Raw genomic sequence first — 26,337 nt, 5'->3', positions numbered from 1 at the left:
CTGTACTGCAAGATCACCTGGACCAATCTATTTATCGGAGGTACAAGCGTGAATACTATCTATTTTACAAATGAACCCCCTAAAGATTTTTCGCAATTGTTTTCCCTCTATGAATCATTAGGATGGAATTCACTTAAATTATCCGCTGATGAGTTGAAACAAATGTGCAATCAAAGTTGGTACGCAATTTATGCTTTTGATGATCAAAAATTGGTGGGGATGGGGCGAATCATTTCTGATGGTGTGATTACTGGAATTATATGTGGATTGTGTGTACTGCCAAGTTATCAAGTCAAGGGGATTGGTAAAGAAATGCTTAATCGATTGGTCGATCATTGTGAACACAATCGAGTAATCCCCCAACTTTTGTGTACAGAAAGCTTGGAATCCTATTATGAGTCTTTTGGATTCAAGAAATTTTCCGTTGGAATGACAAAGAAAATCAATCGATAAAACCTCTTTTCTTGAAAGAGACGAGCTAAAGGTAGAATGTGGACCTGCGTTGAGGTGCAAACCGAAAAAGGGCCCGACAAGTGAATCGGTTATTACGTGCGACTTCTGGTGATGAACCTTGGGTGCAGGCTCCGCATTCTTTTTTGCCTTAATGATGTCTCGCCGGGCCTATGTATTGTGCTTAAGAAACCATGCATGGGTGCCGCAGAGTTATACTCTGCTACAATAACGCAGAATAAGGAAGTGAACTTAATGAAAAGCCAAGAAAGAAGTATGCCTTTATTTTCACAAATGATAACTGACTTTTGGCGGGCGCAATTTTTGAACGGAGACGTCCTCTATAGCGATGAAGCCTTTACTGTCGCCATCAACCCAGACCTGGAGGAAGACAGTCGGGTCATGGTGCTGGAAACCATCGACGGTCGGGTTATGGCGGTCCTGACGCCCGCGATGGCCGATAAGGTAGGCCTTAATCAACGAGAAGACCTGTCAGAGGAGATCTTTCGCCAGAAATTGAATGAAGCGGGAGTCGCACTGCATGGTGCAGATTATCTTTTTTATTTCTCAGAAGCCGATAAGAACGTATTGCTGCAGGAAAATCTGGAAGGTGACTTGCGCCGGTTAACAAAGCACGATGATGCGGTTTTCTCTGAGTTCGAGTCCTCCGCTTCGGAACAAGACTTGGATGACGCTTCTGTAGAATTGGATCACTGGGCCGTGTTTGGCTCTTTTGAGCAAAACCGGCTGGTTTGTGCCGCCAGCATGTATCCCTGGGAGGACAATTCGCAAATTGCGGATCTCGGCGTCCTGACGCTGACGCCATTTAGAGGAAAAGGTCATGCCCGCAAAGTGGTGCTTTCCATTTGCAAGTATGCCTATGATCAGGGATACGAACCTCAGTACCGATGTCAGCTCGATAACCATGCATCTACGTCACTGGCTAAAGCGGCGGGTTTGACGCTGTTTGGAAAGTGGGACGTCATTTCTCCCGACTCCATAGACTGAGAGCTCGACTCAAAATAAGCACTTGAATGTCGGTTAGAGGATAACCCCTATGCGTGCCATGAGTGCCTTGCGGAGTAGCTGCACTATCATCCGGTGCATATTTCCTCCCGCATGAAGCAGGGTATTCTGGATGTAGGCAGGAGTATTTGCAGCGTTACTGGGACGAGCAGGCGAAGAAGCTGCTGATCAGAAGCTTTGTGAAGATGATTCAAAGAAACGTTCTATTGGATGGGGAGATATAAATGAAATTAAAGCATGATCTAAAATCGTTGAAATATGACATGCTTGATGATTGTGTTGATTTATTCATGGACACTTTCTCAAGAGAACCTTGGAATGATGTCTATGAGTCAAGAAAACAAGTTGTAGATTTTTTTGAGCATTACATGAAAAACAATTATTTTATTGGGTACGTTCTAAAAATAGGAAATGAACTTGTTGGATTGAGCCTAGGCGCAAAAAAGCCATGTCTAAAAGGAATGGAGTATTTCATTGATCAATTTTGTGTAAGTGAAAAATTCCAAGGACAAGGAGTAGGCAGCAAGTTTCTAGCGCTTATCGAATCCGACATTAAAAAGCAGGATATAAAAGCTATCGTGTTAACTACTTCCAGGGGATACCCATCGGAGAAATTTTATATTAAAAATGGATTCAAAACATATGATCATGCAATTCTTCTTGCCAAGTGAGCATACCTAGCTGCCTCTATTGCAAACCGATTTAACAATCGCTTGATTTCAAGGCAACATTTCGGAAAAAAGTTCTACAACCATTAATTTTCAAACAACTTTAAAAGCCTTCCAATATTCATTGATTGGAAGGCTAAGGCTACTAAAATTTTTTAAGATAAAATGGAACGAATTTCGAAATGGCTTTTTTTATTTATCATAATAACAGATCTATCGTATCCAGCACAGCTTCGGCATTATTGGAACCGATCTGATATTTCGCCGTCCTCTTCACGAGTTCACTCGCATGTTCCATCGCATAGCTAAAATGTACATGCCTTAGCATTTCGACATCATTGCCACTATCGCCAAAAGCCGCCGTCTTATCGTCCGCAATCTGCCATCTTTGCTGAAGAAGCTGAATTCCATGCGCCTTGTGAATGCCCGTCACAATAATATCCACATCCCCATGACCGCACGATACGGCCGTAACTTCCTCTCCTAACTCAAGCTTCAAGTTCACAAGTGCTTGATCCAGATCTTCAAGTGGAAAACGAAGGGCAAATTTAAACAATTGATCCTCGATAGACGTTAGATTCTCGACTCTCTTTAATCGATGGTAGTATTGTTTCGAATAGTTGTAATAGTCATCTGATTCATCATGCCGCATGTAAGCACTTTGTTTGCCGCATAATGCAATGTTCGAGGAAGGATAGTGTTTCAAAAGCTCCAGCGTCTTCGCAATCGTCTCATCAGACATTCGGCCTGTAAACACTTCCTCTTTCCCGTCTATAATATAAGCGCCATTCTCCGCAACAAAAGCAATTTCATGCTCAATTTCAGGAAAAAACGACCGCAGCTGGTAATATTGATTCCCGCTAGCCACAACAAACCGAATGCCTTTTCTTTTTATCTGCGCATATTGTTCCAGAAAACGATCTCGATTATAATCCTTGCGGTCATTAAGAAACGTACCATCCATGTCTACGGCAATGAGTTGTACATCCATGTTCAAGTCCTCCTCTTAATCATTAATTTAAGGTCACGTCCATTTGATTACGGTAGAATCTGCCGATACCTAGCAGCAGTGTGATCAAATAAATCGCCGCAAAGCCAGCGATATACCACAGCGCAGATACCGTGCCTGAATGGTCCATCAAATATCCAATCAGTGCAGGAAAGAGCGCGGCTCCGAATCCGGCAAAAGCTGTAACCAGACTGGTAACGAGACGCGTCATGCCGGGAAACGTATGATTCGCATACACCATCGTGATCGAATACACACCAGACATCGTTAACCCCATCATGATGACCAGGATAAAGCCAACGACAGCATCCCTCCATAACGCAAACATGACGATAACTACGAACGTACCGAACATACTCCAGCGCAAATAACTCCCATAATTTACTTTGCGAATAATCCAACCTGTAGCAGCCCTGCCAATCACCATCGCTGTCCAGAACAAGCTAATACTTACCGAGGCGTAGTAAGGGGTAACCTCTAAATGATTCAGGAAGATGGAGGACATGAAATGATTCAGACTCCCCTCAATCCCGCTGTAAATGAAAATCAAGAAGATGAATGCGAAGAGAATGTACCGCTTCATCTGCTTAGTCTTGAACATCGGCGGCGGTGCAATGCTGGCATCCAAAGATTCCGCGCCTTCCGTTCCCTCCTTGACAAAAGAGATGAAGCACCATATAACCGCCATAATGATTCCAAGACATGCCGTCACGAGGAAGGAATACCGCCAAACCTGATTCGCAATCAATACACTAGCGATGAGTGGCATACAGAGCGCACCGACCCCGAACGAGACTTCGAGATAACTCATCACCACAGCTCGACGGCCAACGAATACTTCCATCATCAATGTCGCAACAACGCACTCGATTGCTGCTGTACCGACACTATTCAAGAAATTTAATGCCACAACCCAGCCGAACGGCGGAAGTGACCATACACTGAACTGCGCAATCGCAATGACGATCGCAGAGAGCGCGAGTACGTATTTTTCCTTCATCAACACTTTCATGAGCCATGCAGAAATTGGCACGCCCGCAATAAAGCCGACTGCACTCACGAATACCATCTGCCCGCCAACCGTATAAGATTGCTCATAGTGAGCAAGCAATTGCGGCATCACAGAACCGATCGATGTAATGACAAGTCCTGCTAGAAAATACAATGAATACGAAGCGATCGCAAAGGTTCTCATGCCTTAACCTCCTTCTAGAAATAGGGATCATCCTGCTAATATTTTCATTGTAAAGAATGAAATGCGTTTCAAGTCAAGCATTCAAAACCATATTTCTATAAAAGAAATCGGCATGTTACAATGATTCCGAATATGCAGAAAGAAGGGGGAGCCGTATGGCGAATATCAAAGATGTCGCTAGAATTGCAGGTGTCTCGATTGCAACCGTATCCCGGGTTCTCAATGAGTATCCTCATGTCGCCAAGAACAAGCAAGAAAAGGTTATGGCGGTTATAAAAGAGTTGAACTATTCGGTGAATGGCAACGCGGTGAAACTAAGCAAAGGAAAGACAAATACCATTGGTGTCATTGTGCCGTATAACAATAACTCTTGTTATGATGAACTCATTAACGGTATTCTGAAGAAAGCGCATGAGTTGCATTATCAAGTTCTCTTGCTGCCTTCGTATTATGAGAACGTCATAGAGAGTAGCTATTTTACGTTATTGAAAAAGAAAATGGTCGATGGAATCATACTCACTTCGCATACACTTCATCCTGAGCAGATCTTAGCCTTGTCCGAGTGGGGGAAAATCGTATGCTGCGAGGCTTGCCACGTCGGGCATGTCCCGTCTGTGTTCCCAGATCGATTTGCAGCGTATATCGAAGTCTTCACTTATTTGAAGAACGAAGGCTATAAGCGTATACATTTCACATCGGGAAGAGATTTTCAATCGAGTCCTAGCACGCGATTACGTATTCAGGCGTATCAAGAAACCATCTCCGAAGCGTATGAAAGTCAGTTCTTCGACCAGTGCTTCGACTATCAAGATGGGAAAAGAGTTGGCGACCTCATGTTTCGAAATTCGATCGTCCCGGATGCGGTTTTTACGAATGGCGATGAAGTCGCTGCAGGAATTATAGCTTCCGCCCAGACGCACGGCTACAGTTACCCGCAAGATTTCGAGATTATTGGCGAGGAGAATACGCCATTAAGTGAAATATTAGGTTTCCCAAGTGTGGATTATCATCAAACTGCAATTGGCGAGCAAGTCGTCTCGCTATTACTAAGCGATGAATATGCCCAAGTTCAGATTCGACATCAACTCAACTTCAGAACTCGAACAGAAGTTAGTGTGTTGTCCTGAATGAGCTCGAAGTATACTCCTACCTACACAACAAAGAAGCCATACCCTTTAGAGAATAGCTTCTTTGTTGTTGTTCGAACCCCATGAATGTCACAAAGGAGGATTGGGTGTCTTGTGGAGAAGTTTACGTTCGGCATTTGGCAGCCTTGCATCCATTAAATCTAACGGGAAGATTTGTCATGAAGGGAGTTACAAATGAATATCCTAGTAGTTGAATATGATCCAAATTGGAAAAACGAGTATCTAAAAGAAGAACAGGCAATTAAGGAAATTCTTCAAGATGAACTAGTGAACAGTTTTCATATTGGGAGTACTTCTGTACCCTATTTAAAAGCAAAACCGATTATTGACATTTTGCTCGTAGTCAACGATATCGGAGGATTGGATGCTTTCTCAGCCCAATTTGAAAACCTTGGCTATGAAGTCATGGGCGAATTAGGAATAAAGGGAAGAAGATACTTCCGTAAAGGTGGGGATGATCGTACTCATCAAATTCATGCATTCCAGTATGATCATATTCAAGAAATCGAAAGGCACTTGTCGTTCAGAGATTATCTTCGTCAAAATCCGAAAATATGTAAGGAATACGGAGATTTAAAAAGCGAATTAGCCGACAAACATCCAACCGACATTGAAAGCTACGGCGACGGAAAAGACGATTTTGTTAAAAAAGTCGAAAAAGAAGCGCTCCAATGGCATTGGAAAATTCGCTGAAATGACAACATGCTTAAAGCCGCTGTAAGATTTAAAAGTCGGCCTAAATGGGTCGACTTTTTGATAGGCCGTGAATGGCTTCGTTCGATCGGGAGCTTAATCATCCTATTTCGTAAACTATACAGCGCTTGGCTTGTGTACTGTTGAAATGAATGTATGAGTCCATTGAAAGGAGGCGATGTAGATGTATAATTTTATTGCACCACCGGTAGTACCAAAACAGTAGAATCTACTGTCAAGGTAACTACATGAATTATACAGGTCCTTTCATAGATTCTACTGTATGCAATGGCAGACTATCTCATTGGTCTCACCATCATATTAGTAGAAAGCGGGAATACACTGTGAGGGAAAAACTATCTTTTGTGCTGTCGATGATCATCTTCGGCGCAGTTGGCGTGTTTGCCAAATATATCGACTTGTCTTCCAAAGAAATTGCTTTGTTCTTGAGCTTGATCGGTGGCTTGTTTCTGCTTGTCGTCTTTGTATGGACGAAGCAGAGGGTATCGTGGCGGAAGGTGAAAAAGAATGCCGCGGCTTTGTTTATTGCAAGCGCCGCGTTGAGTGGCAACTGGATCTTTTTGTTTCAGGCGTACAAGGAAACAACGATTGCCAATGCGGCGTTGAGCTATTATTTTGCTCCTGTTCTGGTTATTATGTTCTCTCCCTTCGTTTTGAAAGAAAAGCTGTCGCTCAAAAAGACGGTATGTGTCGGGATTGCTTTGCTCGGCTTGTTCTTCATTTTGCAAAACGGCAGGATGGGAACAACCGGATTTCATCTACTCGGTATCGGCTACGGACTCGTCGCGGCGGGTTTCTATGCCGTTTTGACGCTAGTCAACAAGTTTATTCGGGACCTGGACGGTCTGGCAATTACGCTTCTGCAGCTTGGCTTGTCGGTAACGATGCTGCTTCCATTTGTGCTGTTTACAGGTGGCCTCAATTTCTTAAAGATCACCGGTGACGCGGTTATATTGATGCTTGTGCTTGGTATCCTTCATGGTGGGATTGGATTTTATTTTTTCTTTGCAGGAATGAAAGGACTAAAAGGCCAAAGCATCGCTGTATTGAGTTATATCGATCCCTTAACCTCGTTATTGATTTCAGCTCTGGTCGTAGGAGAGAGAATGACATTGCAGCAGCTATTCGGCGCTGTATTGTTGTTGGGCTCCACATGGATAGGGGAAGCTGGCGGAGAGAAGAAGGGGCTTGATGGGAGTAAGAATTCTACTTAATTTTAGCTGAAGAATTCAATTGTCGAAGTAGCCTGCGATGGAGCTCAACTAAGATCAATATTTGCATCCGTGCCCCCCTTCTTATGGTATAAAAAACCAAAGGGGAGAGGGGAATATATGACATGCGAAATGTCATTGATCTCATTCAACTTGGTGTAATCATTAAAACAAATCGCCCTTCAATTGCCCTTTTTAGGTCAGATGAAGGGCGATTTTTCTTGCCAATAATGAAGGTAATGGATCGGATTATCTTAATATAGCAATGCTTTTGTTGGGTTTTAGACGCCGTTTGCAGGGGGTGCGGGAATCGATCTATGAGCTGCCGTTTCCCTATACTTATTCGGGGCCGGATTGGATCCATTTGGAAATGGAAAAGGAGTGTCATTAAATGATTGAAAAAATGGATAGCCGAGAATTGGAGCACAAGGTTGCCCAAATCGTGCAAACTTTATTGGGAAGCAAAGAGGTGTTGACGGAAACAACCTTGCTCGGACAGCATGGCATACTTGATTCGGTCACCGCTGTCGCGCTGATCGTTCAATTGGAGGAGACGTTTGAAATCAGCTTTGGTGATGAAGATCTAACGCTGGATAACTTGTCGAGTGTGGGGGATATTGTTTCTTTTCTGAAGAAAATAACATAATGCTGGACACCAATTTCTTTAAACAGATCTTAACCTGAACCCTTTGTTTATTAGATAATCGTCATGAAAACTAAAGGCAACAAGGATAAAGTGGAGCTTCCAAATAAGGAGGACTTCACTTTTTTTTATAGTAGAATCTGCGCTCCCCAACAAAAGAAAACGAAAACGAAATTGATAAATAATAATATTGACAAATAAACGAAACATAAATAAAATATAAACGAAAGCATAAAACAAGTTTTTATCCCAGAAGGCGAGGTGGAATTGATTGAACTCCGTGAAGCTGTCCCTTATCCAATTGTTAGGCACATCCTATATGAACGCCGTCATCGCTGGAGCAACTTCGTTGTCGGGGCTCAGCCTCGAAGAGGCCGAGCGGCTGGCGAATGACGAAGTTGAATTTTTGCCGGAGGAATACATCAGCCATGCGAATCGATTGTTGGCGCATGTTGGGAAGCCGTTCGTCCAGGCGATGGAATCATCGCTTGACGGGGCGCCTACGAATGCGTTCAGAAACGCAACCAATACGAAAGCGAGTCCAATTGGCGGCCTGGGGTATCTACGCCTGGGTGAAGACGGCAGGCTGTACCTGGCGGCAAAGAGCGAGCACTACCATACTCCGCTCGGCCACAATTTTCCCGGTTACCGGCTGATCGACAATGCCAGAGCGCTCGGCATTACGAATGCGACCCATAACAACACACGCGGCTACATTACCCGCCTGCTTGAACGAGAGCTCGTGCGGACGATCAATGGGCTTCGCCCGGAGGAGACGGACGCGTTGGATACCGCCCTCGCTTCCCAGGAACCGCATGTGCTGAACCGGGTCATCAATCTCGAGACCGGAACGTTGGCTTGCGAAGCGGGCATCAAGATGATGCTGGCCAGGTTTTTTCCATTGGATGAAACTTTCCAACAGCCAAAATATGGGAATCGCACGCCGGTATTTTTCGTGATGGCGGACCATGACGGCGGGGGCAAGGCGAACTACCATGGAACGACGATTTTTGCCCAAATCATGCGCGACATGTGGCCCGGGTTGGGCGAGAAGCTGGAACAGGCCGGGATCTTGAAGGTTTGTCCGGTGCGTATCAACGATTGGGACGATTTCCGTGCGAAATTCGAACAGTACAACAAGCCTCCCTACAAGGCGGCGGGGTTTCTGCACGAAATCATTCTGATGAATTACGGGGGCATCAAGCTCGAACCGCAGTATTTGCAGCAAGTCTATGCGCTGTGCCACGAGCACGATACCCCGATCATGTGTGATGAAATTCAATCGTGCATGTGGTATCCGCCGATGTTCCTTTTCCGTGAATACGGGCTGAATCCAGACTTCGTCGTCATCGGCAAAGGCTTCCCGGGCGGCCAATATCCGGCTTCCCGCATTATCACGACGGCTGCCATGGATACGCTTAACCAATTCGGCGCACTGGTCACCAACGGCCAGGAAGAATTGGCCGCGCTGGCTTATCTGATTACGATGAAGTTCACGGAAGCGAACGGCAGCCACATACGCGGCATGGGTCAATATTATGAAGACAAGCTGCGGGAGCTGGCGGCATCCTACCCAGACTTCATCGACCGTACGGAAGGGCTTGGGCACTTGTCGACGATCTTCTTCCGCGAAGCGCAGACCGTCACGCGGTTCACGAAGAATTTGAACGAATCGTGCATCGACATCAGCGCCCAAACGTACAAAGCGAGCTGTCCGCCCGCGGCGCTTACGAAACCCCCTACAATCGCCACAAGGGAAATGATAGACTACGTATTAGGCAGCATGGACGAGGCGCTGCGGGCGATCCGTGCGGAGAAGCGCGGCCGTACCAGCGAATCGGTCCATCCTATCGTCTGATACTGGAGGAATGTTTATGACCGAGCACGATACAAGAGAGATCGACATCGACGAAAGAAGAAAGCGGATTCTGGAGCTGCTGCAAAGCGAGGGTAAAGTAAAAGTCGCTGACTTAAGCAAGCTGTTCGGCATTTCCGATGTGACGATCCGAGGCGACCTCGATGTTCTGGAAGAGCAGGGAGCGTTGCAGCGCGTTCATGGCGGAGCAATCAGCACGTACAAAAACTACTACAATATGACGTTTCACGACCGATCGGCGACGAACGGCGACGAGAAAAGAAAAATCGCCGCCGAAGCGGCCGGCATGATCTCGGATGGTGACACGGTCATCATCGGTTCCGGCACGACTCCGCTAAATGTGATGCAGGAGCTGAAAAATCACAAGAACCTGATCATCATTACGAATTCGTTGCCCGTGGTCCACGAAGCCAGATTCCATCGCAACCTTAATGTTGTCATCATGCTGGGTGGGAATATCAATCTGGAGTACCAGTTCATTACCGGCGACGACGCCATTACCCAGTTGAATCGGTACAAGGCAGACAAGCTTATATTGTCGTCGGACGGCGTCAGCTCCGAATTCGGGGTGACGACCTACCACCACCTGGAAGCGGAGCTGTACCGGAGAATGATTGCGCTCGTGGATAAAAGTATTCTGGTCGCCGACTACTCGAAGATCGGCCGTGCCAACTTTGCGCGCATCGAGGCCATCGACAAAATCGATTGCCTGATCTCCAACCAAAACGCTAATAAGGGTGAAGTCGAAGCCATCAAGGAAAAGGGCGTCGAAGTCCGGCTCGTCTAAAACACCAAGGGGGTATTTCTGATGTTTCTGCTGCGAGCGGAACACTTGACGAGGGAGGATGAACGCGATGCAGGACGGACTGAACCGCGAGCAAATTGGCTTCATCGGTCTTGACATAGGAACGTCCGCCGTCAAAGGCGTGTTGATGTCCGCCGCAGGGACAATCCTGTCCCGAGAGACGTACAAAGTGGCTTACTTGCCCGCAGAGAGCGATCGAGTGCAGTTCGACGCGGATCAGTTGTATCGGTCGACGGCGGACGTCATCCGCCGGCTGACACTCGCGCTGCCTCTCGGCGGCACCGTCGCCGGGCTTAGCATCGCTTCGGCCAGCGGGAACACGGTGCTGGTGAACGGGCGGGGCGAGCCGCTTCTGCCGGCGATCAGTTGGATGGATACACGCGTTCGAGATGAGATCGAGACGGTGTTCGGGCGGTTGGACGCCGGCGAGGTGCACGAGCGCGTCGGCTGGCCATTGTTGAAGGCGTTTCCACTCGCTCATCTGGCTTGGCTAAAATGCCATGCGCCGGAGCTGCTGGACGAAGCGGACGTCATCTGCATGAGCACGGACTATATTCTTTTCAAATTGACAGGCAATTGGGCCATCGATCCCTCGACCGCCACCACCATGTATTTGCAGGATCAACAGACCGGAAAGTGGCACCTGCCTACCCTGAATGCCCTCGGCATACCGGAGCGCAAGCTCCCGCCCATCTGTCCCACGGGCACGGTGATTGGGCAAATCGGGGCCGAAGCCGCCCGCGATACGGGGCTGCCGCGCGGAACGCCTGTCGTCCTCGGCACGTTCGATCATCCGTGCTCGGCCAGAGGAGCCGGAGTGGTCGACGAAGGTCAGTTGCTTCTATCCTGCGGTACGTCCTGGGTTGGCTTCTGTCCGGTGAACGACCGGCGGCGCTCCGTTGAGCTGCGGCTGCTGACCGATCCTTATCTTCATCCCGCAGGAGCCTGGGGCGGCATGTTCTCACTGTCGGCAATCGCAACTTCAATCGATTGCTACATCCGCCGCTACTTATCCGACGCCCCGGATCGGTACAACGAGTTCAATCGGCTGGCCGCTTCCGCTCAACATGGAGCGGGAGGGCTCGTCCTCGATCCGAGCCGGCAAGACGGGTTCGATAACCTGGAAGGGTACGCCAAGGCGGATATCGCCAGAGCGCTGATGGAAGGCACCGCTTATCTATTGAAGCGGGAGCTGGACCGGCTGGAGGCTGCCGGTATGCGCTTCACGTCGGCCGCGCTCGTGGGCGGTCCTTCCGAGACGCACCCGTGGCCGCAGATCGTGGCCGACGTGCTCGGCATGGAGGTTCGTACGGCCAACGGCTCCTGTGCAGGAGCCGTTGGCGCAGCGATCGTGGCTGCCATCGGTGTGGGACAATACGCGGACGAGCGGGACGCGTTGCGGCAGCTGGCTTTTCCCGAGATGGTCCGTGTGCCCGACCGGTCGGCGGGGGCGGTCTATCGCGAAAGATACGGCAAGTTTCAGGAATCATACACATGATGTATTGCGGAGGTGGCAAACGATGAAAGCTTTGTTCGAAGTAAAAGAAGTCGATCGGCAGTTCTACGAGCGGCAGCTGCAAGCTTTTCTCCCAGACCGGATCATCGACATTCATACGCACGTATGGCCGGACCGCATCCGGCTGGCCTCGTCTGGCACGCCCGTGAGAGCGGTTACATGGCCCTCTCTCGTCGCCAAGGACAATCCGATCGAGGATCTGTTCGAGACCTACCGGCTCATGTTCCCCGGCAAGGACGTGACGCCGCTCATTTTCTCCCAAGTCAGCATGGACTACGACATCGAGGCGGGGAACGAGTATGTCCGGCAATGCGCTGAACGGCACCAATTGCCGTCGCTGATGGTCGCCAGGCCGGAGCAAAGCGCTTCCGAATTCGAAGATGGCATCAAGCGGGGCGGCTTCCTGGGATGCAAGGTATATCTGAACTTCTCCGCTCCCTATATTCCGGAGAAGGAGATCCGCATTTACGATTTTCTGCCGCCACATCAGCTGGAAGTGCTCAATCGGCACGGCTGGATCGCCATGCTGCACATTCCCCGCGACGGCCGTCTGAAGGACCCTGTCAATCTGGCGCAAATGCTGGAGATCGAGCGTCGCTATCCGTCGCTGAAGCTGATCATCGCCCATGTGGGGCGCGCGTATTGCCCGGAAGACGTAGGCGACGCCTTCGACATTCTCGCGGAGACGAAAAATATGGTGTTCGACTTCAGCGCGAATACGAATGCTTGCGTGTTCAGGCAATTGATTCGGGCCGTGGGGCCGAAGCGCATCGTTTTCGGCAGCGATCTGCCGATCTTGCGCATGCGGACGAGACGGATTTGCGAGAACGGCCGTTATGTGAACCTGGTGCCCGCCGGCTTGTACGGCGACGTGTCCGGCGATTCGCATTTGCGGGAAGTGACCGGGGCCGAGGCGGATGCGATCTCTTTCTTCCTCTACGAAGAGATCGAAGCTTTCCGCGCTGCAGCGGAGGCGGAGAGCCTGAGGCAGTCCGACATCGAGGATATTTTCCACAACAACGCCCGGACGATGATCGATGGAATCGAGGTGCCGCGCCGATGAAGAAGCTGAAGATCGGGTTGTTGCCGCTGTACGTGAAGCTTTATGACGACTATTGGCCGGAAATACGGGAGCGGGTGGACGCGTTCTATCGCACGATTGTCGGCGCATTCGAAAACCGGGGGCTTGAGGTCGTACGCACTCCGATCTGTGCCGTCAAGCCGGAATTTGCGGCGGCGGTGCAAGCATTCGAACGGGAGGAAACGGACGCCATCGTGACGCTGCATTTGGCGTACTCCCCTTCACTGGAGTCCGCCGACGCGCTGGCCGCCACCGGGCTGCCTCTGATCGTGCTGGACACGACGCCGACGTACGATTTCGGCACGGCGCAGCACCCGGACGAGATCATGTACAACCACGGCATACATGGCGTACAGGATATGTGTAACTTGCTCATCCGAAATGGGAAGCGCTTTCAGATTGAAGCGGGACACTGGGTGGAATCTGACGTGCTCGACCGGGTCGTCGATGGCGTGAAAGCCGCCCGGTTGGCCGAGCGGCTGCGCGGCGCCCGCGTCGGCGCGATCGGCCGGCCATTCCCCGGGATGGGCGATTTCCAGGTGCCGGCGGACGAATTGCGTTCGTCGATCGGCATCGAGACGGTCGCGTGGGATCTCCTGGACGCCGACGCATCCGAAGCCGACCCGATTCCCGACGAGTGGATCGAACGGGAAATCGCGGAGGACGCGCAAAGGTATGATGCGAATAGGGTCGATCGCGATACGCTGCGACAATCGATCCGTACAGATCTGACGGTGAGACGCTGGATCGAGCGTAACGGGATCGCGGCTTTCACCGTTAACTTTTTAGACGTCAGACGGGGATCCGGCCTGTCCGGCATGCCTTTCCTAGAAGCGAGCAAAGCGATGGCGCGCGGCGTCGGCTACGCGGGAGAAGGCGACGTGCTGACGGCTGCGTTGACGGGCGCGCTCTTGTCCGTTTACCCGGACAGCTCGTTCTCGGAGATGTTCTGTCCCGATTGGAAGCATAATCGCATCTTCTTGAGCCACATGGGCGAGATGAATGTGCGCGTCGCGGCTGGCAGACCTGTGTTGAAGGAAAAAGTATTCCCGTTTGCCGACGCCGACACGCCTGTCGCCGCCTACGGTCGTTTCCGCGCCGGGAAGGCGGTTTACGTGAACCTGGCGCCGGGACGACATGGGACGTATACGTTCATCCTGGCGCCAATCGAGATGTGCGAGCCTGACGGTGAAGACCGGATGACGGACGCGATTCGCGGCTGGTTCCGCCCGCCCGTTCCCATCGAACGCTTTCTCGCCGACTTCAGCCGGTTGGGCGGCACTCATCACGGCGTCATCGTCTACGGCGACGCGATGAACGTGCTGGAGAGGTTCGGAGAGGCGATGGGGTGGCGCACGGTCGTCATAGGGCAACAAAATTACGTTAAAGATGCAGGAAATGGGGGAGCGATATGACCATTAAAGTTGGAATTGTCGGGGCAAGGGGACTGAGCACTCTTCAAGGCTTTCGGAGCCTTCCCGATACCGAAATCACAGCGCTTTGCGATTTGGACGGAGAATACGTTCAGGAAGCGGCGCGCGAACACGGCATACCCCGCACATATCGAATATACGAGGATATGCTGGATTCGGACATCGATGCCGTCGTCATTTCCACGCCCATGCACCTTCATGTCCCACAGGCGATCGCCGCCTTGCAAGCAGGCAAGCATGTGCTATGCGAAGTGACAGCGGGCGTTACGATGGATGAATTATGGTGGTTGAAGGAGACCGTCGAAGCATCGGATAAAGTGTACATGTTCGCCGAAAACTACTGTTACATTCCCCAAAACCAGTTAATCAACAATTTGGTGAAGCAGGGGCTGCTGGGGGACATTTATTACGGAGAAGGCGAGTATGTGCACGACGTGCGCCGATTAGCTTTTCAATTCAATCGCGCCGGATCGGGAGAACGCAACGCCCCGACTTGGCGCAAATATTGGCAGCTCGGCAAGCGAGGAAATTTCTACCCGACCCACAGTCTTGGCCCCATCATGAAGTGGATGGAAGGCGATCGGATTCGCTCGGTGTCGTGCTTCGGCTCCGGATGGCACACCGATCCCCGTTTTCGCCAAGAAGATACCTCCATTACGCTCTGTCAGATGGAGAGCGGCAAACTAATCAAGCTGCGCACGGATTGCATTTCGAACCGGCCGCTGAACGCCTCCCAGTCGCTACAGGGAACGAAGGGCTGCGTTGAAGGGCCGAGCTTCCTGGGGGATGGGCACCGTATTTGGTTAGATTCCATGGGTGGAGAACCCGAACAGCGCAAATGGCGACCGCTGAGCGACTTCAACGACTATATGCCGGAACGGTACAAGAACGCTACCGAGGAGCAGAGAAATGCGGGGCATTGGGGCGGCGATTTCTTCATCGTGGAGGATTTCGTAAACGCGATCAAAGGCTTGCAGAAGCCTGCCATAGATGTGTACGACGCTTGTGAATGGACGGCGGTGGCGCTGCTGTCCGAGCTGTCCGTCATGAATGGCGGCCGAGTGATGGATATGCCTGATTTCCGAAAAAGCAGCTCGTATGCGGATCAAATCATTAAATTGTAAGCGGATACAATAACAACCAGGAGGAATGTGACCATGAGGTTGAAAAAGATGACGCGCGTCGGAGTTGCCCTCGTTGTGCTCGCCAATGTGTTGGCCGCTTGTTCGGGAGGAGGCAAAGACGAAGGCGCTGCAAGCCGCGGGAACGATCAAGTGGAAGTGTCCATGCTGTTCGCGGAATCGGTGTTCGGCAACATCCACTTTGAGTTGATTAAAGAGTTCGAGAAAAATCATCCCAATATTAAAATCAAAGCGGAAACCCTTCCTGACAGCAGTCTCTTCGATACGTTACGCACACGTATCTCCACCGCCGAATTGCCGGATATCTATCAACTGAATATCGGCCACGACACAACCGCCATGGCCATGAAGCAAGGATATATCTACGATCTGAGCCAGCTGGAGGCAAGCCGGAACTTCTCCGATTCCATCCGTAAAGCGACGTCCTTGGGAGACAAGCAGGCGATCTTCACCCTCGGCCTCGGCGTGCTCGGGTTGACCTACAACAAAGCGATGCTGGCCGATGTCGGCTATAACGAACCGCCCCAAACATGGGATCAACTGCTGGATGCCGGTAAGAAATTGAAGGAAAAAGGTAAGGATCTTCTTGTATATTCTTCCAAATGGGAGACCGGGGTCGGCAATGTGTTCCATTGGACGTTCGGCACGCACGCGGTCAAAAACGACGCGTTCAAGCAAGCCTATCTGTCCAACAGCATCGATTGGAGCCTACCGGAGAACCGCGCCATCCTGGCGGAAGGATTCCAGCGCTTCAAAGAACTGAACGATTTTGTGCGCACGGGCAGCTTCACGAATGAATACGCGACCGCTCAGCAATCGTTCGCCAATGAAGATGCCGCTATGCTGCTGGGCGGCACATGGGAAGCGCGAACCTTGCACGAGCTGGCGCCGAATCTCGATTTCGGTTTTATCAACCTGCCCTATACGCCAGACGCGGAGAACGCTTACGTGTTCGTCCCGGGAGACGGGTTCGCCATCAATGCCAAGGGTCAACACATTGAGGAAGCGAAAGTGTTCTTGAATTGGCTATTCAGCAAGGAGATTTACGGAAAAATCTCGGAGGCTGAAGGTTCGCTCTCGGCTCAGTCAGGAGTGGGCAAGCCCGACAAAGCGTATAGCGACGCGCAGAAATGGCTGGAGACGGATCGAGTGATCTCGTTCGCCAATACGGGCCCAATCCCGGGCGCGACCTGGGTTGCACTCGGCAATGCGGCGCAAGAATATACGTTCAAAGGCGAACTCGACAAAGTGATCGACAAGTTTATTTCCGAATATAACAAGACGAAAGCGAAATAACAGGTAAGGACCTATTCACAAATGCGACTATGGGTCAGCAATGAATTCGAATGAATTGAGGGTTACCCTATGCAAAGAAAAATGTTTGTCACAGGTGTTGCGTTCGTCATCCCGATCACCGCCGTCATCGCGATCTTTTTGTTAGTCCCGATTGTCCAGTCCTTCTATTACAGCTTTACAGATTGGAAGGGGGTCGGGGCCTACCGTTTCATCGGCCTCCAAAATTACTGGGATATTTTCCAGGACAAGGTGTTCACCGAATCGCTGACCCGAACGCTCGTGATCGGGATTTCCACCGCTCTCCTGGCCAACGCCGTCGGGTTGCTATTGGCGATGATGCTGGATCAGGCACTCAAGACCAAAAACATTTTGCGCGCCTTGTTCTACATTCCGAGCATCATCCCGATTGTCGTCGCTTCGTTTGTTTGGCGGTATATATTCGATGCGAACAGTGGGCTGCTGAATATGCTGCTGACAAAGCTAAGCGATGCCAAGGTCAATATTCCTTGGATCGATTCACCCGACTATGTCGTGTACTCCCTCATTTTCATTACCGTGTGGCAAGGGATCGGGCCGGTCATGATCATTTATCTGGCCGCCTTGCAGGGCGTTCCCGCCGAACTTAAGGAAGCGGCCAGCATCGACGGCGCCTCTAAGGTTAGAGCATTCTTCTCGATCACCTTGCGCATGATCGCACCGGGCATTACCGTGAATGTGCTGATCGGCCTCGCCAACGGCATACGCATCTTCGACTTGCCGTTTGCGCTGACGGGCGGCGGTCCGGCAAATTCAAGCGAGACGCTGGCCATCCGGATCTACCGCTATGCGTTCGCTTCAAGCGAATTGTCGTACGGCTTGGCGTCGTCGTTCATCCTGACTCTTGTCGCACTGGTCGTGACGCTATTTTTCCTCGCGATGACTCGAAAATACGAACAGGGGGTGTCATAGGTGAAAATGGCGAAAAAAACCGCCTTCGAGCTGTTCGCCTGCTTACTCGCGGTGATCGTATCGATTCCCTTGTACCTGATCATGATCAATGCGTTCAAGAGCCATAAGCAAATAGTCACCGCGCCCCTGGCGTTGCCCGATTTTTCCGTCGGATTCGACAATATCGTAAGAGCTTTCGAGAAGATGAACACGCTCAAAGCGTATGGCGTTACGTTTTCGATCGCCGGCATCGCGCTGATTTTCGCCATCAGTCTGTCCGCGATGGCCGCTTACGCCGTGGCCCGTATCCGGCACCCGATATTTAACACGCTGTATTGGGTGTACGCTGCTGCCATTCTGATCCCGGTGCAATCGGTGCTCATTCCGATCGTATTTCTCTTGAAAAGCCTTTCCTTGCAAAATACCATGATGGGCATCACGCTGGTCTATGTTGCCGTATTATCGCCTTTCTGCATCTTCATGTTCAGCGGCTTCATGCGCAGCCTGCCGTTCGATCTGGAAGAGTCGGCTTATATCGACGGCAGTTCACCGGCGCGCACGTTCTTCCGCGTTATCTTCCCGCTCGTCCAGCCGGTGACGGCATCCCTGTTTATTTTGCAATTCATCTATGTGTGGAACGACCTGCAGCTGCCGCTGGTGATTGTCAATGCTAAGGATTACCCCACCATCAGCATCAGCTTGTACAAGTTTTTCGCCGGACGCGGAATGGCGGACTTGAGTCTGCTGTTCGGGGGTATCACCATCACGCTGCTGCCCATTCTGGTCTTGTTCTTGAGCTTCCAGCGTTTCTTCGTAAAAGGATTGTCGGCGGGGGCGGTCAAGGGCTGAATGCGGCGATTCGGAGGTCTTCGCATCCCGCGCTGGGATCTAGTCGCATGAGCAAATAATCATTTTATAGGCAATATATATAGTTGCAATTATCACTAAAAACAGTTACAAACGATTAATCCGAAGGAGTGAAGGATATGTCGGTCACCGCAAGATTGAATCGAATGTTTGCTCAGGATGGAAAATGCTTCGATGTCGCGATCGATCACGGATTTTTCAACGAATTTTCCTTTTTGTCCGGGATTGAAAATATGAAGCACGCGATCGATACCGTGATTCGGGCGAATCCGGATTGCGTGCAACTGGGCGTCGGACAAGCCCGCCAATATCAGCAAATCCCGGGGAAGGCGAAGCCTGGTCTAGTTCTGAGGACGGATGCGGCCAACATTTACGGTAAGGAGCTGCCGCGGCACTTGTTCAGCGAGTTGGTCGATCGGGCGATCTGGCATGCCGTGCGATTGGATGCGGTTGCCGTATGCGTCAATCTGCTGCTGCTTCCGGGACAGCCGGAGCTGCATCATCAATGCGTCGCGAACATCTCCCGGCTGAAAACGGAATGCGAACAATACGGCATGCCGCTCATGGTGGAACCGCTGGTCATGCTGCCGAATGAAGTGAGCGGCGGCTATATGGTGGACGGCGACATCAGTAAAATTATGGCGCTTGTCCGACAAGGCGTCGAGCTTGGTGCAGATATCATCAAGTCGGATCCTTGCGACGATGTATCCGAATATCATCGGGTGATTGAGGTAGCTTCCGGCGTTCCCGTACTCGTAAGAGGCGGCGGCCGCGCAAGCGATGAAGAGATCGTGCATCGTACGTATGAGCTGATGAAGCAGGGCGCTGCAGGTATCGTTTACGGACGCAATGTAATTCAGCATCCGAACCCTGCAGGCATGACGGCTGCGTTAATGTCGATTGTGCATGAAGGTGCAGCGGCAGAACAGGCGCTTGCGATATTGAAGGGAGAACAGGAGAATGGCTGACCGATCTAGTCGTTTCGGTGATAGGATACCTCTGATATAAGTAACGATTGGCATGTATTGTACGCATTTAAATCTGATTAACATTATGGCTTGATCGAAGGAAACTTTTAGCGGGTACTGCTGAAGAAATCATAACACCCACCCAAATGCTAACTTAACCACATTCTTTTTCATAAGAATGTGGTTTTTTATGATGACTGCCCCATTTTATTCATATAAACGGTTGAAACTATACATAGATGTCGGCATAATCCATTATATAAAACGACAATATTGTATAGTTTATTATATGCACCTAAGATAGATGACAAAGGAAGACACAGAGCTTTATCATAAGTGGAGAAATGATATCGAAGTTATGCATTCCACCCACCCATCTTTAATGGTTCAGAGGGGTTGAAATCGAGTTTCCCTTAATGTATTTTCATTTAATGATAGAGCCATTCGTTTGTACACTAAGATTGGTTTTCAAAAGGAAGGAAGCAGTTGACAAAGTCAATTTAGAGATGGGGAATGGCATGACATTATTCATATGGGGCTTCTGCAAAATGAATACTTTGAGAAACAAGTAAAGAATGATAAACATTGTTCCACCGTATTTAACCTATCGTATGAGCAGGAGGGAAAGTTCATGAAATACGATCCAAGTCAATTATTTTGGTTAAATGAGCCCACGAGTTATTCGATTCGAGAAAATGAAGTTGTAATTCAAACAGAGCCTGGAACGGACTTTTGGCAGCGTACGTACTACGGTTTTAGAAACGATAACGCACCGGCTCTGTTATTTAAGATTCATGAACCCTACTTTTCATTTGTGGTTCGAACAGAGTTTGATACTAAAAATCGGTTTGATCAATGCGGTGTAGCGGTCTACCAAAACAGCGACAATTGGTTCAAGGCTTCCATTGAATACGAAAATGAACAATACCAACGATTAGGCAGCGTAGTGACGAACAACGGATTTTCCGATTGGGCGACGATAGATATTGACGCTAGTATTAAAATTATGTTTTACAGAATTAGCCGTCGCAATTGTGATTTCTGCATCGAGAACTCATATGACGGAGTAGAATATAGGCAAATGCGTATTTTTCATTTATTTGAGGGAGGCGGGGAAATTCAACTGGGAATGTATGCGTGCAGCCCGGAGAATTCTTCGTTCACATCTATTTTTAGCGGGATGGAGATCACGGAATGCAAATGGAAGGCTCATGAATGATTGGAACGGGAGGCGGCGGATTGGATTATAAAATTGGCGAATTCTCTAAAATCAACAAAATATCGCAACGGATGTTGAGATACTACGACGAGAAAGGGTTGTTGACGCCTAAAAAGGATGAGGCGAACGGGTATCGATACTACTCCGCTGACGATATTCAGATCCTAAACACTATCAAAAAGCTGCACAAATATCATTTCTCCACAGAGGACATCAAACGAGTGCTTGAATCGGATGAAGAGGTGGTCAAAGCCTGTTTTCAAGAGAAGATCGCCGAATTGCAGGAAATCACCCTGGGGTATGCAGATGCGATTAAAGAAATGAAGCGCGCCGTCGAGCCTGAAAAGACGATAAACCGGGTACATACATATCCAGTTTTTCGGGGGACAAGGCCAACTTTTCATGCATTATGCTTTCGCAAAACGGTGAATGAAGACGGTCTGGAGCTATTGATGGATCATCTTCGGCAGTCCGTCAAGCAAATGAACCCGGTGCTCTGCGGTCAACATTTTACGATTTTTCATACGGTTCAGGAAGCGGATGCGGAGCTCTACGATGCGGAAAGCGGCCAGCCCATTGAGTGGAAGGGGGGAACGGACGATCCCCGAATCCGATTTTTCAGAGAATCGCCTTGTATTAGCACCCTGCACCGTGGAAGCTACGACAGCATCAGCTACGCTTATCGTGCTTTGCACGATTGGGCAACCGCAGGTGGGTATCCGATTCGGGGACCTTTTATAGAAACTTATTATACAGACGGATGGGTGATATCCGATGAGCAAGCGTTCGTGAAGGCAGTGAGCGTAGCGATCGGTGCCGAGTAGCGTACGACGTTTCCTCCAACGACGGGTTCGGTTGATCTTTCCTCTTGAGTTTCACATCGTGTGAGACTTTATACTGGGATTGAATTCTCCGGCAACAACCGATGGAGATAGGAGGGAATGAAAATGACGGAACCGATCACGCTTGAACCGATGCAACCGATTTATCACCGACAGGTCGGCCGATTGCTGGCGTATTTGTTGCACGGAAAATTCCGGAACCTTACAAGTATGGACGGCGACGAGCTGGCTCTTTTTTTCGAACGATGGCTTGAACACGTTCCCGACATGCCGGGAAATCGACGGATGATCGCTTTGCAAGAGGGGAAGGTCATCGGCACCATCGCGATCAAATGGCCGGCCCAATTCGGTGGCAGCGCGTCAATACCGCGGCAAGCGCCGCCTTCCTGGCAAAGTTTTCACCGCTTCGGGAAATGGAATTTGTTCAAAATGCGGATGGGGCTATCGCTATTCGACTATAAGCCGCAGGCGGACGAATGTTATATTGCGGACGTGGCGGTTCACCCCGATTATCGCGGCCAGGGAGTCGGCAAGATGCTGTTGCTCTGGGCGGAACAGATTGCGCGACAAGAGCCGGGAGTGGACCGCTTAAGTCTCTATGTCTCCGGCAAAAACCAGCGCGCCCGAAAATTGTACGAGCAGTTGGGATATAGTGTCCGGTCGCATGAGAACAGTCTGGTGTGGCATTTGTTGTTCAATGAGAAAGAATGGAGTTATATGTGGAGGAGATTGGAATAAAAAACAAGCTGCCCCGGGCGTTAGCCGCTACGCTGGCGCCAAATCAGCTTCGCCGATGGTATGCTTGTTATTGGGATGACCGAAAGATCACGGGTCCGAATATGGCGACGAGCCAGATTCAAATTCCGGGAATTGCCGGCCGGAATACTACGGAAGCGCGGTTCCATACGGAAGGCGTATTGCCATCCATTTTGCGCTCTTTTCTATAACGAGCGGGAACGCAGACTAGGCTGGTTTCTTTCCAACGGCATGATGGCAAAGCAGTCGATCATACAGATCGGCTGCCTCCATATTTTCCTATTTAGTTGCTAATTTTAAAGCTTGCTCCTCAGCTTCTTTATACCCTTTTTGTAATACTTCATTTCTGTCCAGAACAGCTGTTCCTTGTACTCGAATGGTTTCAAAATCTTCGATTCCAATCAAATGAAACATGGACTTCAAAAATTTATGTGAGTACTCCACTTCGGTGTAATAGTCATGATTGGTGTATATTGATCCACTGGCTTGAATGACAACCATACTTCTTCCATCATTGAGAAGACCGACGGATCTTCTTCCATTGTCCGATGCAGTCTCGGTATATTTAAACGTTTCCCTTGGAATCATAATATTATCCATATAATCCTTTAGTTTTGAGGGGATATTAAAGTTATGCAATGGATAAACAATTACGTACTTATCAGCACTTTTGAATTGTTTTAATATCTCACTCATGCGGTCTGTTATTTCTTTTTCTTGGCTTGTTAATTCTGTTCCTTCCGATTGTTTGCTCCATGCGCTAAGCACATTTTTATCTAACAGGGGTACTTCGTCTTCGTACAGATTAATTGTTTCAATCACTTCGTCTTTTGAATGATTTTCTTTGTATACTTTTAAAAAGTAATTCAACACATGCAGACTGGCAGAGGTTTTGGAATCAAAATCTGGGTGTGCATTGATGATAAGTAATTTACTCATGAGTATTTTCCTCCTTGAATGAAAAGCATCTATACTGATTGTTTATTGTCGACTTATTTAATCGACGATTAACATAATCCATAATATGATATGCCCCGTCGAATGTCAAGGAATACAGCCAGCCATGTACTCTTTATAAATTTACAAAATGATATGGATGCTATACTATGTTTTTGTGTGCCTTTTAACATGAAAGCAGGTGATATGATATATGCAATACAGTGTAATGGTTGAATATGCTTTGCATAGCCTTGTTTATTTGATAGATATTCCAGGTGAAGAAACTATAGGAATAAAAGACCTTTCAGAATTTCAAGGGCTTTCGGAAACGTATCTCTCGAAAGTTTTCGGTAAATTGTCTAGGGCTGGTATTGTGAGTTCAACACCTGGAGTAAAGGGAGGATATAAATTAGCTAAACTTCCCGAGGAAATTTCGTTTTGGGATGTAATTGAAGCAGTTGAAGGAAAGAAACCTATTTTTCAATGTAAAAATATTTTAAAAACGAATTTAATGTATAGAGATAATGAAGAATGTGCTTCATGTACTCAAAGCAATCCAATATGTACAATTAACTTGGCAATGCTAGAAGCAGAAGAGCATATGCGTGGGGCTTTACGTAATAAAACTCTTGCTTGGTTAAATCGGGAGCTGGATCATGTTTTGCCTGAGAAAGCACGAACCGGCAGTCGAAACTATTTTAGGAATAAAAATTCAAACTAAAAACTTAAATTGGGCGCAGCCGAAAACGAAAGCGTTTGCGGAATTCGGCTTGTCGTAAATGAATGATTACGTTGTTCTTGAACAAGCGATTGCCGACCTCACAAATACCCCTCTACAACGGACACGAAGACCACACCTGTGGGTACGGTTCATTGAATGGATGATTGAAGGTTTCTCGCTAAGGAAATGTGCTGAGATGTTGCATGATAAGGTAACGCATGTAACCTTGTTTTACTGGCGGCATAAAATTCTTTCTGCCTTAAGGCAGATACCAACAGAAGCATTCCAGAGAATCGTGGAATAGGGGGAATAATTATGAAAAAAGGCAAGTTACCTCTTGTTATTGCCATTGCTGCGGTTTCTGGTGGAGGAAAAACAACAATCGTGACACATCTAAACCAAAAATTAATAAATTCTAAAACACTGTTTTTTGACGATTACGATTTTGATGGTCCTGATGACATTATAGATTGGGTTGATAATGGAGCTAATTATGACGAATGGGATTTATCTCCTCTTATAAAAGATTTAGAAACGTTACTTACCGAACCTTTAGATTACATAGTGCTGGACTTTCCGTTTGCTTATAAACACTCGAAAATGAGCAAGTTCATTAATTGTACTGTCTTTATTGATACTCCCTTGGATATTGCAATGGCACGACGTATTACAAGAGATTTTAAGAATAGTTTTGTTGAGACTATCATAGCGGATATGAATAACTACATTTCACAAGGAAGACGGGGTTATCTTGAGATGCTAAAAACGATAAAAACGAATTCTGACATTATTGTCGATGGCACTTTATCTATATCCGAAATTGTTTGCTTTATATCTCAAAATATAGAACAAAAGTTTAATCCGACTTGATTATAAGTAGTTGGTTGTTATGCTAATGGGTCACGAAAGTGCAATTTACCACCTTTTCATTAAGACGGATTTCTTTTAGTCAATAAATGCGATGAGTTGACATTCGGAAAGAATGCAAATATAATGGTCGCAGCAACTATGAACGTGTCTATTATAAAGGAGGGTGACTTTTGGAATTAGAAAAATATATCGGCGTTAATGTGCAGCGTGCGGCGCTTAAGCTTAACAACTACTATCAAAAAGTGGTGAATCCGTTTGACATTACAGTCGATCAGTGGGAGATACTGATCGTCCTGTGGGAAAGAGAAGGGATTACCCAAAAAGAGCTTGCCGAAAGGCTGCACAAAGACCAGACGAACGTAGCGCGTATGCTGTTCAAACTGGAAAAGAAGAGATTTATTTATCGTGTGGTTCACGAAACGGATCGAAGGTCTTTGCGCGTTTATTTGACTCCCAAGGGCCATGAAATTAAAGATGAAATTCTTGCTCCATCCATGGAAGCGTATAAGAACACCATTAAGGGTCTGTCCGAAGAGGAAGTTGAAACGTTCAGAAGGGTTCTAACCGTCATGTATAACAATGTAAAAGATTTATAATCAGCGGCGAAGAATCAGTTTCTTAATAAAGGAAGTATGTTGGTTGAATATTTAGTTGCTAAGACCATTATCATCAAGACTACTTTATTAGAGTTGTTAATTCAAACCTCTCCAGTCGATGCTTGACTCCAAAGACCATGGGACGGGCAGAAACAATCGGGTAATGGCCGGGATAGGATTTATGATCATTGGGGTTGCCGCGGTTATGCTGGCTGTAGGCTTGCCAGAAGGAGGGATCGGCAGAGCCTTCATCGCCGTTAGTCAGTCGCTAAATTTGGGGTTGTTGACGGGGATTCTATCGGCTTTGTTCTCTTCAATTGCTTTTCGTTCTCCTGAGCTTGTCGATTTCCTTCCGCATCAAACAGGCGAAAGCCTCTGAGGAGAATTGATTGGAAAATCGAACAGAGGCAGCTGGTCGT

At 48.4% G+C, this 26,337-nt stretch carries 26 protein-coding genes and 1 pseudogene; 24 read left to right on the top strand and 3 right to left on the bottom strand.

What is annotated here, in order from left to right; translation table 11 throughout:
• Positions 1-48 precede the first annotated feature (48 nt).
• From AC2TF6_RS14410 to AC2TF6_RS14400, 3 genes are all read left to right on the top strand, one after another.
• Entirely contained in the window at positions 49-453 is a 405-nt protein-coding gene (locus tag AC2TF6_RS14410; RefSeq protein ID WP_491307317.1) for a GNAT family N-acetyltransferase, read from the top strand.
• A gap of 252 nt (positions 454-705) precedes the next feature.
• A complete protein-coding gene (locus AC2TF6_RS14405; RefSeq protein ID WP_491307316.1) occupies positions 706-1,458 on the top strand; it encodes a GNAT family N-acetyltransferase in 753 nt (250 codons plus the stop codon).
• A gap of 242 nt (positions 1,459-1,700) precedes the next feature.
• Positions 1,701-2,147, top strand: coding sequence for a GNAT family N-acetyltransferase (locus AC2TF6_RS14400; RefSeq protein WP_491307315.1), 447 nt, complete (start codon positions 1,701-1,703; stop codon positions 2,145-2,147).
• Positions 2,148-2,343: 196 nt separating this feature from the next.
• On the opposite strand, the gene AC2TF6_RS14395 is transcribed toward AC2TF6_RS14400, so the two are convergent.
• Both AC2TF6_RS14395 and AC2TF6_RS14390 read right to left on the bottom strand, forming a co-directional pair.
• Positions 2,344-3,135: a Cof-type HAD-IIB family hydrolase gene (locus AC2TF6_RS14395; RefSeq protein ID WP_491307314.1), complete on the bottom strand. Its 792-nt coding sequence runs from the start codon at positions 3,133-3,135 to the stop codon at positions 2,344-2,346.
• Between the two features lie 22 nt (positions 3,136-3,157).
• Positions 3,158-4,348: an MFS transporter gene (locus tag AC2TF6_RS14390; protein ID WP_491307313.1), complete on the bottom strand. Its 1,191-nt coding sequence runs from the start codon at positions 4,346-4,348 to the stop codon at positions 3,158-3,160.
• Positions 4,349-4,503: 155 nt separating this feature from the next.
• On the opposite strand from AC2TF6_RS14390, the gene AC2TF6_RS14385 reads away from it, so the two are divergent.
• The 17 genes from AC2TF6_RS14385 to AC2TF6_RS14305 all read left to right on the top strand — a co-directional run bounded on the left by AC2TF6_RS14385 (position 4,504) and on the right by AC2TF6_RS14305 (position 22,774).
• Positions 4,504-5,475: a LacI family DNA-binding transcriptional regulator gene (locus AC2TF6_RS14385; RefSeq protein ID WP_491307312.1), complete on the top strand. Its 972-nt coding sequence runs from the start codon at positions 4,504-4,506 to the stop codon at positions 5,473-5,475.
• 195 nt (positions 5,476-5,670) lie between these two features.
• On the top strand, positions 5,671-6,189 hold the full coding sequence (locus AC2TF6_RS14380) for a GrpB family protein (RefSeq protein WP_491307311.1): 519 nt from the start codon (positions 5,671-5,673) through the stop codon (positions 6,187-6,189).
• Positions 6,190-6,533: 344 nt separating this feature from the next.
• A complete protein-coding gene (locus AC2TF6_RS14375) occupies positions 6,534-7,424 on the top strand; it encodes a DMT family transporter (protein ID WP_491307310.1) in 891 nt (296 codons plus the stop codon).
• A gap of 388 nt (positions 7,425-7,812) precedes the next feature.
• Positions 7,813-8,067 (top strand): acyl carrier protein, encoded by a 255-nt coding sequence (locus tag AC2TF6_RS14370; protein WP_491307309.1) that lies wholly within the window; start codon positions 7,813-7,815, stop codon positions 8,065-8,067.
• Between the two features lie 277 nt (positions 8,068-8,344).
• Positions 8,345-9,922 (top strand): aminotransferase class III-fold pyridoxal phosphate-dependent enzyme, encoded by a 1,578-nt coding sequence (locus AC2TF6_RS14365; protein ID WP_491311659.1) that lies wholly within the window; start codon positions 8,345-8,347, stop codon positions 9,920-9,922.
• Positions 9,923-9,938: 16 nt separating this feature from the next.
• Positions 9,939-10,727, top strand: a complete 789-nt coding sequence (locus AC2TF6_RS14360) for a DeoR/GlpR family DNA-binding transcription regulator (RefSeq protein ID WP_491307308.1) — start codon at positions 9,939-9,941, stop codon at positions 10,725-10,727.
• A 67-nt stretch (positions 10,728-10,794) separates the two neighbouring features.
• The gene (locus AC2TF6_RS14355; RefSeq protein WP_491307307.1) at positions 10,795-12,243 is read left to right on the top strand and encodes a xylulokinase; all 1,449 of its coding nucleotides are present in this window, start codon (positions 10,795-10,797) and stop codon (positions 12,241-12,243) included.
• A 22-nt stretch (positions 12,244-12,265) separates the two neighbouring features.
• On the top strand, positions 12,266-13,324 hold the full coding sequence (locus AC2TF6_RS14350; RefSeq protein WP_491307306.1) for an amidohydrolase family protein: 1,059 nt from the start codon (positions 12,266-12,268) through the stop codon (positions 13,322-13,324).
• Positions 13,321-14,757 carry an L-arabinose isomerase family protein gene (locus AC2TF6_RS14345; protein ID WP_491307305.1) on the top strand — a complete coding sequence of 479 codons (1,437 nt, stop codon included), beginning with the start codon at positions 13,321-13,323 and terminating at the stop codon, positions 14,755-14,757. The genes AC2TF6_RS14350 and AC2TF6_RS14345 overlap by 4 nt, the downstream gene beginning before the upstream one ends.
• A complete protein-coding gene (locus tag AC2TF6_RS14340; RefSeq protein ID WP_491307304.1) occupies positions 14,754-15,899 on the top strand; it encodes a Gfo/Idh/MocA family protein in 1,146 nt (381 codons plus the stop codon). Before AC2TF6_RS14345 ends, AC2TF6_RS14340 begins: the two co-directional genes overlap by 4 nt.
• A 33-nt stretch (positions 15,900-15,932) precedes the next feature.
• A complete protein-coding gene (locus AC2TF6_RS14335) occupies positions 15,933-17,213 on the top strand; it encodes an ABC transporter substrate-binding protein (protein ID WP_491307303.1) in 1,281 nt (426 codons plus the stop codon).
• A gap of 69 nt (positions 17,214-17,282) precedes the next feature.
• A complete protein-coding gene (locus AC2TF6_RS14330; protein WP_217562568.1) occupies positions 17,283-18,161 on the top strand; it encodes a carbohydrate ABC transporter permease in 879 nt (292 codons plus the stop codon).
• Between the two features lie 6 nt (positions 18,162-18,167).
• A complete protein-coding gene (locus AC2TF6_RS14325) occupies positions 18,168-18,989 on the top strand; it encodes a carbohydrate ABC transporter permease (RefSeq protein ID WP_317955869.1) in 822 nt (273 codons plus the stop codon).
• A 137-nt stretch (positions 18,990-19,126) separates the two neighbouring features.
• A complete protein-coding gene (locus tag AC2TF6_RS14320) occupies positions 19,127-19,975 on the top strand; it encodes a class I fructose-bisphosphate aldolase (protein ID WP_491307302.1) in 849 nt (282 codons plus the stop codon).
• Positions 19,976-20,606: 631 nt separating this feature from the next.
• Positions 20,607-21,194: a DUF1349 domain-containing protein gene (locus AC2TF6_RS14315; RefSeq protein ID WP_491307301.1), complete on the top strand. Its 588-nt coding sequence runs from the start codon at positions 20,607-20,609 to the stop codon at positions 21,192-21,194.
• A 20-nt stretch (positions 21,195-21,214) separates the two neighbouring features.
• Positions 21,215-22,018 (top strand): MerR family transcriptional regulator, encoded by an 804-nt coding sequence (locus AC2TF6_RS14310; RefSeq protein ID WP_491307300.1) that lies wholly within the window; start codon positions 21,215-21,217, stop codon positions 22,016-22,018.
• A gap of 123 nt (positions 22,019-22,141) precedes the next feature.
• Positions 22,142-22,774, top strand: a complete 633-nt coding sequence (locus tag AC2TF6_RS14305; RefSeq protein WP_491307299.1) for a GNAT family N-acetyltransferase — start codon at positions 22,142-22,144, stop codon at positions 22,772-22,774.
• A 297-nt stretch (positions 22,775-23,071) separates the two neighbouring features.
• Here AC2TF6_RS14305 and AC2TF6_RS14300 read toward each other — a convergent pair whose 3' ends face one another.
• Positions 23,072-23,731 carry an FMN-dependent NADH-azoreductase gene (locus tag AC2TF6_RS14300; RefSeq protein WP_491307298.1) on the bottom strand — a complete coding sequence of 220 codons (660 nt, stop codon included), beginning with the start codon at positions 23,729-23,731 and terminating at the stop codon, positions 23,072-23,074.
• A gap of 211 nt (positions 23,732-23,942) precedes the next feature.
• Between AC2TF6_RS14300 and AC2TF6_RS14295 the strand changes: the two genes are divergently transcribed.
• From AC2TF6_RS14295 to AC2TF6_RS14280, 4 genes and pseudogenes are all read left to right on the top strand, one after another.
• Positions 23,943-24,452 carry an RrF2 family transcriptional regulator gene (locus AC2TF6_RS14295; RefSeq protein ID WP_491307297.1) on the top strand — a complete coding sequence of 170 codons (510 nt, stop codon included), beginning with the start codon at positions 23,943-23,945 and terminating at the stop codon, positions 24,450-24,452.
• An 82-nt stretch (positions 24,453-24,534) separates the two neighbouring features.
• Positions 24,535-24,753: pseudogene (locus tag AC2TF6_RS14290) on the top strand (IS1595 family transposase); the annotation flags it as partial.
• Between the two features lie 14 nt (positions 24,754-24,767).
• Complete coding sequence (locus AC2TF6_RS14285; RefSeq protein WP_491307296.1) at positions 24,768-25,322, top strand: nucleoside/nucleotide kinase family protein; 555 nt, start codon at positions 24,768-24,770, stop codon at positions 25,320-25,322.
• A 170-nt stretch (positions 25,323-25,492) separates the two neighbouring features.
• Positions 25,493-25,918 (top strand): MarR family winged helix-turn-helix transcriptional regulator, encoded by a 426-nt coding sequence (locus AC2TF6_RS14280; RefSeq protein WP_491307295.1) that lies wholly within the window; start codon positions 25,493-25,495, stop codon positions 25,916-25,918.
• Positions 25,919-26,337: the final 419 nt, after the last annotated feature.

This window comes from Paenibacillus sp. JNUCC 35 (genome assembly GCF_058269095.1).
Note: the sequence above shows the minus strand (reverse complement) of the source record. Positions and strands in the feature narration are given on the sequence as shown.

Bases quoted from the DNA above. Each gene is read 5' to 3' on its own strand.
- AC2TF6_RS14390 (WP_491307313.1), bottom strand. From the start codon at position 4,348: ATGAGAACCTTTGCGATCGCTTCGTATTCATTGTATTTTCTAGCAGGA.
- AC2TF6_RS14380 (WP_491307311.1), top strand. From the start codon at position 5,671: ATGAATATCCTAGTAGTTGAATATGATCCAAATTGGAAAAACGAGTAT.
- AC2TF6_RS14315 (WP_491307301.1), top strand. From the start codon at position 20,607: ATGAAATACGATCCAAGTCAATTATTTTGGTTAAATGAGCCCACGAGT.
- AC2TF6_RS14370 (WP_491307309.1), top strand. From the start codon at position 7,813: ATGATTGAAAAAATGGATAGCCGAGAATTGGAGCACAAGGTTGCCCAA.
- AC2TF6_RS14330 (WP_217562568.1), top strand. From the start codon at position 17,283: ATGCAAAGAAAAATGTTTGTCACAGGTGTTGCGTTCGTCATCCCGATC.
- AC2TF6_RS14305 (WP_491307299.1), top strand. From the start codon at position 22,142: ATGACGGAACCGATCACGCTTGAACCGATGCAACCGATTTATCACCGA.
- AC2TF6_RS14350 (WP_491307306.1), top strand. From the start codon at position 12,266: ATGAAAGCTTTGTTCGAAGTAAAAGAAGTCGATCGGCAGTTCTACGAG.
- AC2TF6_RS14355 (WP_491307307.1), top strand. From the start codon at position 10,795: ATGCAGGACGGACTGAACCGCGAGCAAATTGGCTTCATCGGTCTTGAC.
- AC2TF6_RS14295 (WP_491307297.1), top strand. From the start codon at position 23,943: ATGCAATACAGTGTAATGGTTGAATATGCTTTGCATAGCCTTGTTTAT.
- AC2TF6_RS14345 (WP_491307305.1), top strand. From the start codon at position 13,321: ATGAAGAAGCTGAAGATCGGGTTGTTGCCGCTGTACGTGAAGCTTTAT.
- AC2TF6_RS14340 (WP_491307304.1), top strand. From the start codon at position 14,754: ATGACCATTAAAGTTGGAATTGTCGGGGCAAGGGGACTGAGCACTCTT.
- AC2TF6_RS14320 (WP_491307302.1), top strand. From the start codon at position 19,127: ATGTCGGTCACCGCAAGATTGAATCGAATGTTTGCTCAGGATGGAAAA.
- AC2TF6_RS14360 (WP_491307308.1), top strand. From the start codon at position 9,939: ATGACCGAGCACGATACAAGAGAGATCGACATCGACGAAAGAAGAAAG.
- AC2TF6_RS14385 (WP_491307312.1), top strand. From the start codon at position 4,504: ATGGCGAATATCAAAGATGTCGCTAGAATTGCAGGTGTCTCGATTGCA.
- AC2TF6_RS14400 (WP_491307315.1), top strand. From the start codon at position 1,701: ATGAAATTAAAGCATGATCTAAAATCGTTGAAATATGACATGCTTGAT.
- AC2TF6_RS14300 (WP_491307298.1), bottom strand. From the start codon at position 23,731: ATGAGTAAATTACTTATCATCAATGCACACCCAGATTTTGATTCCAAA.
- AC2TF6_RS14325 (WP_317955869.1), top strand. From the start codon at position 18,168: ATGGCGAAAAAAACCGCCTTCGAGCTGTTCGCCTGCTTACTCGCGGTG.
- AC2TF6_RS14285 (WP_491307296.1), top strand. From the start codon at position 24,768: ATGAAAAAAGGCAAGTTACCTCTTGTTATTGCCATTGCTGCGGTTTCT.
- AC2TF6_RS14335 (WP_491307303.1), top strand. From the start codon at position 15,933: ATGAGGTTGAAAAAGATGACGCGCGTCGGAGTTGCCCTCGTTGTGCTC.
- AC2TF6_RS14405 (WP_491307316.1), top strand. From the start codon at position 706: ATGAAAAGCCAAGAAAGAAGTATGCCTTTATTTTCACAAATGATAACT.
- AC2TF6_RS14395 (WP_491307314.1), bottom strand. From the start codon at position 3,135: ATGGATGTACAACTCATTGCCGTAGACATGGATGGTACGTTTCTTAAT.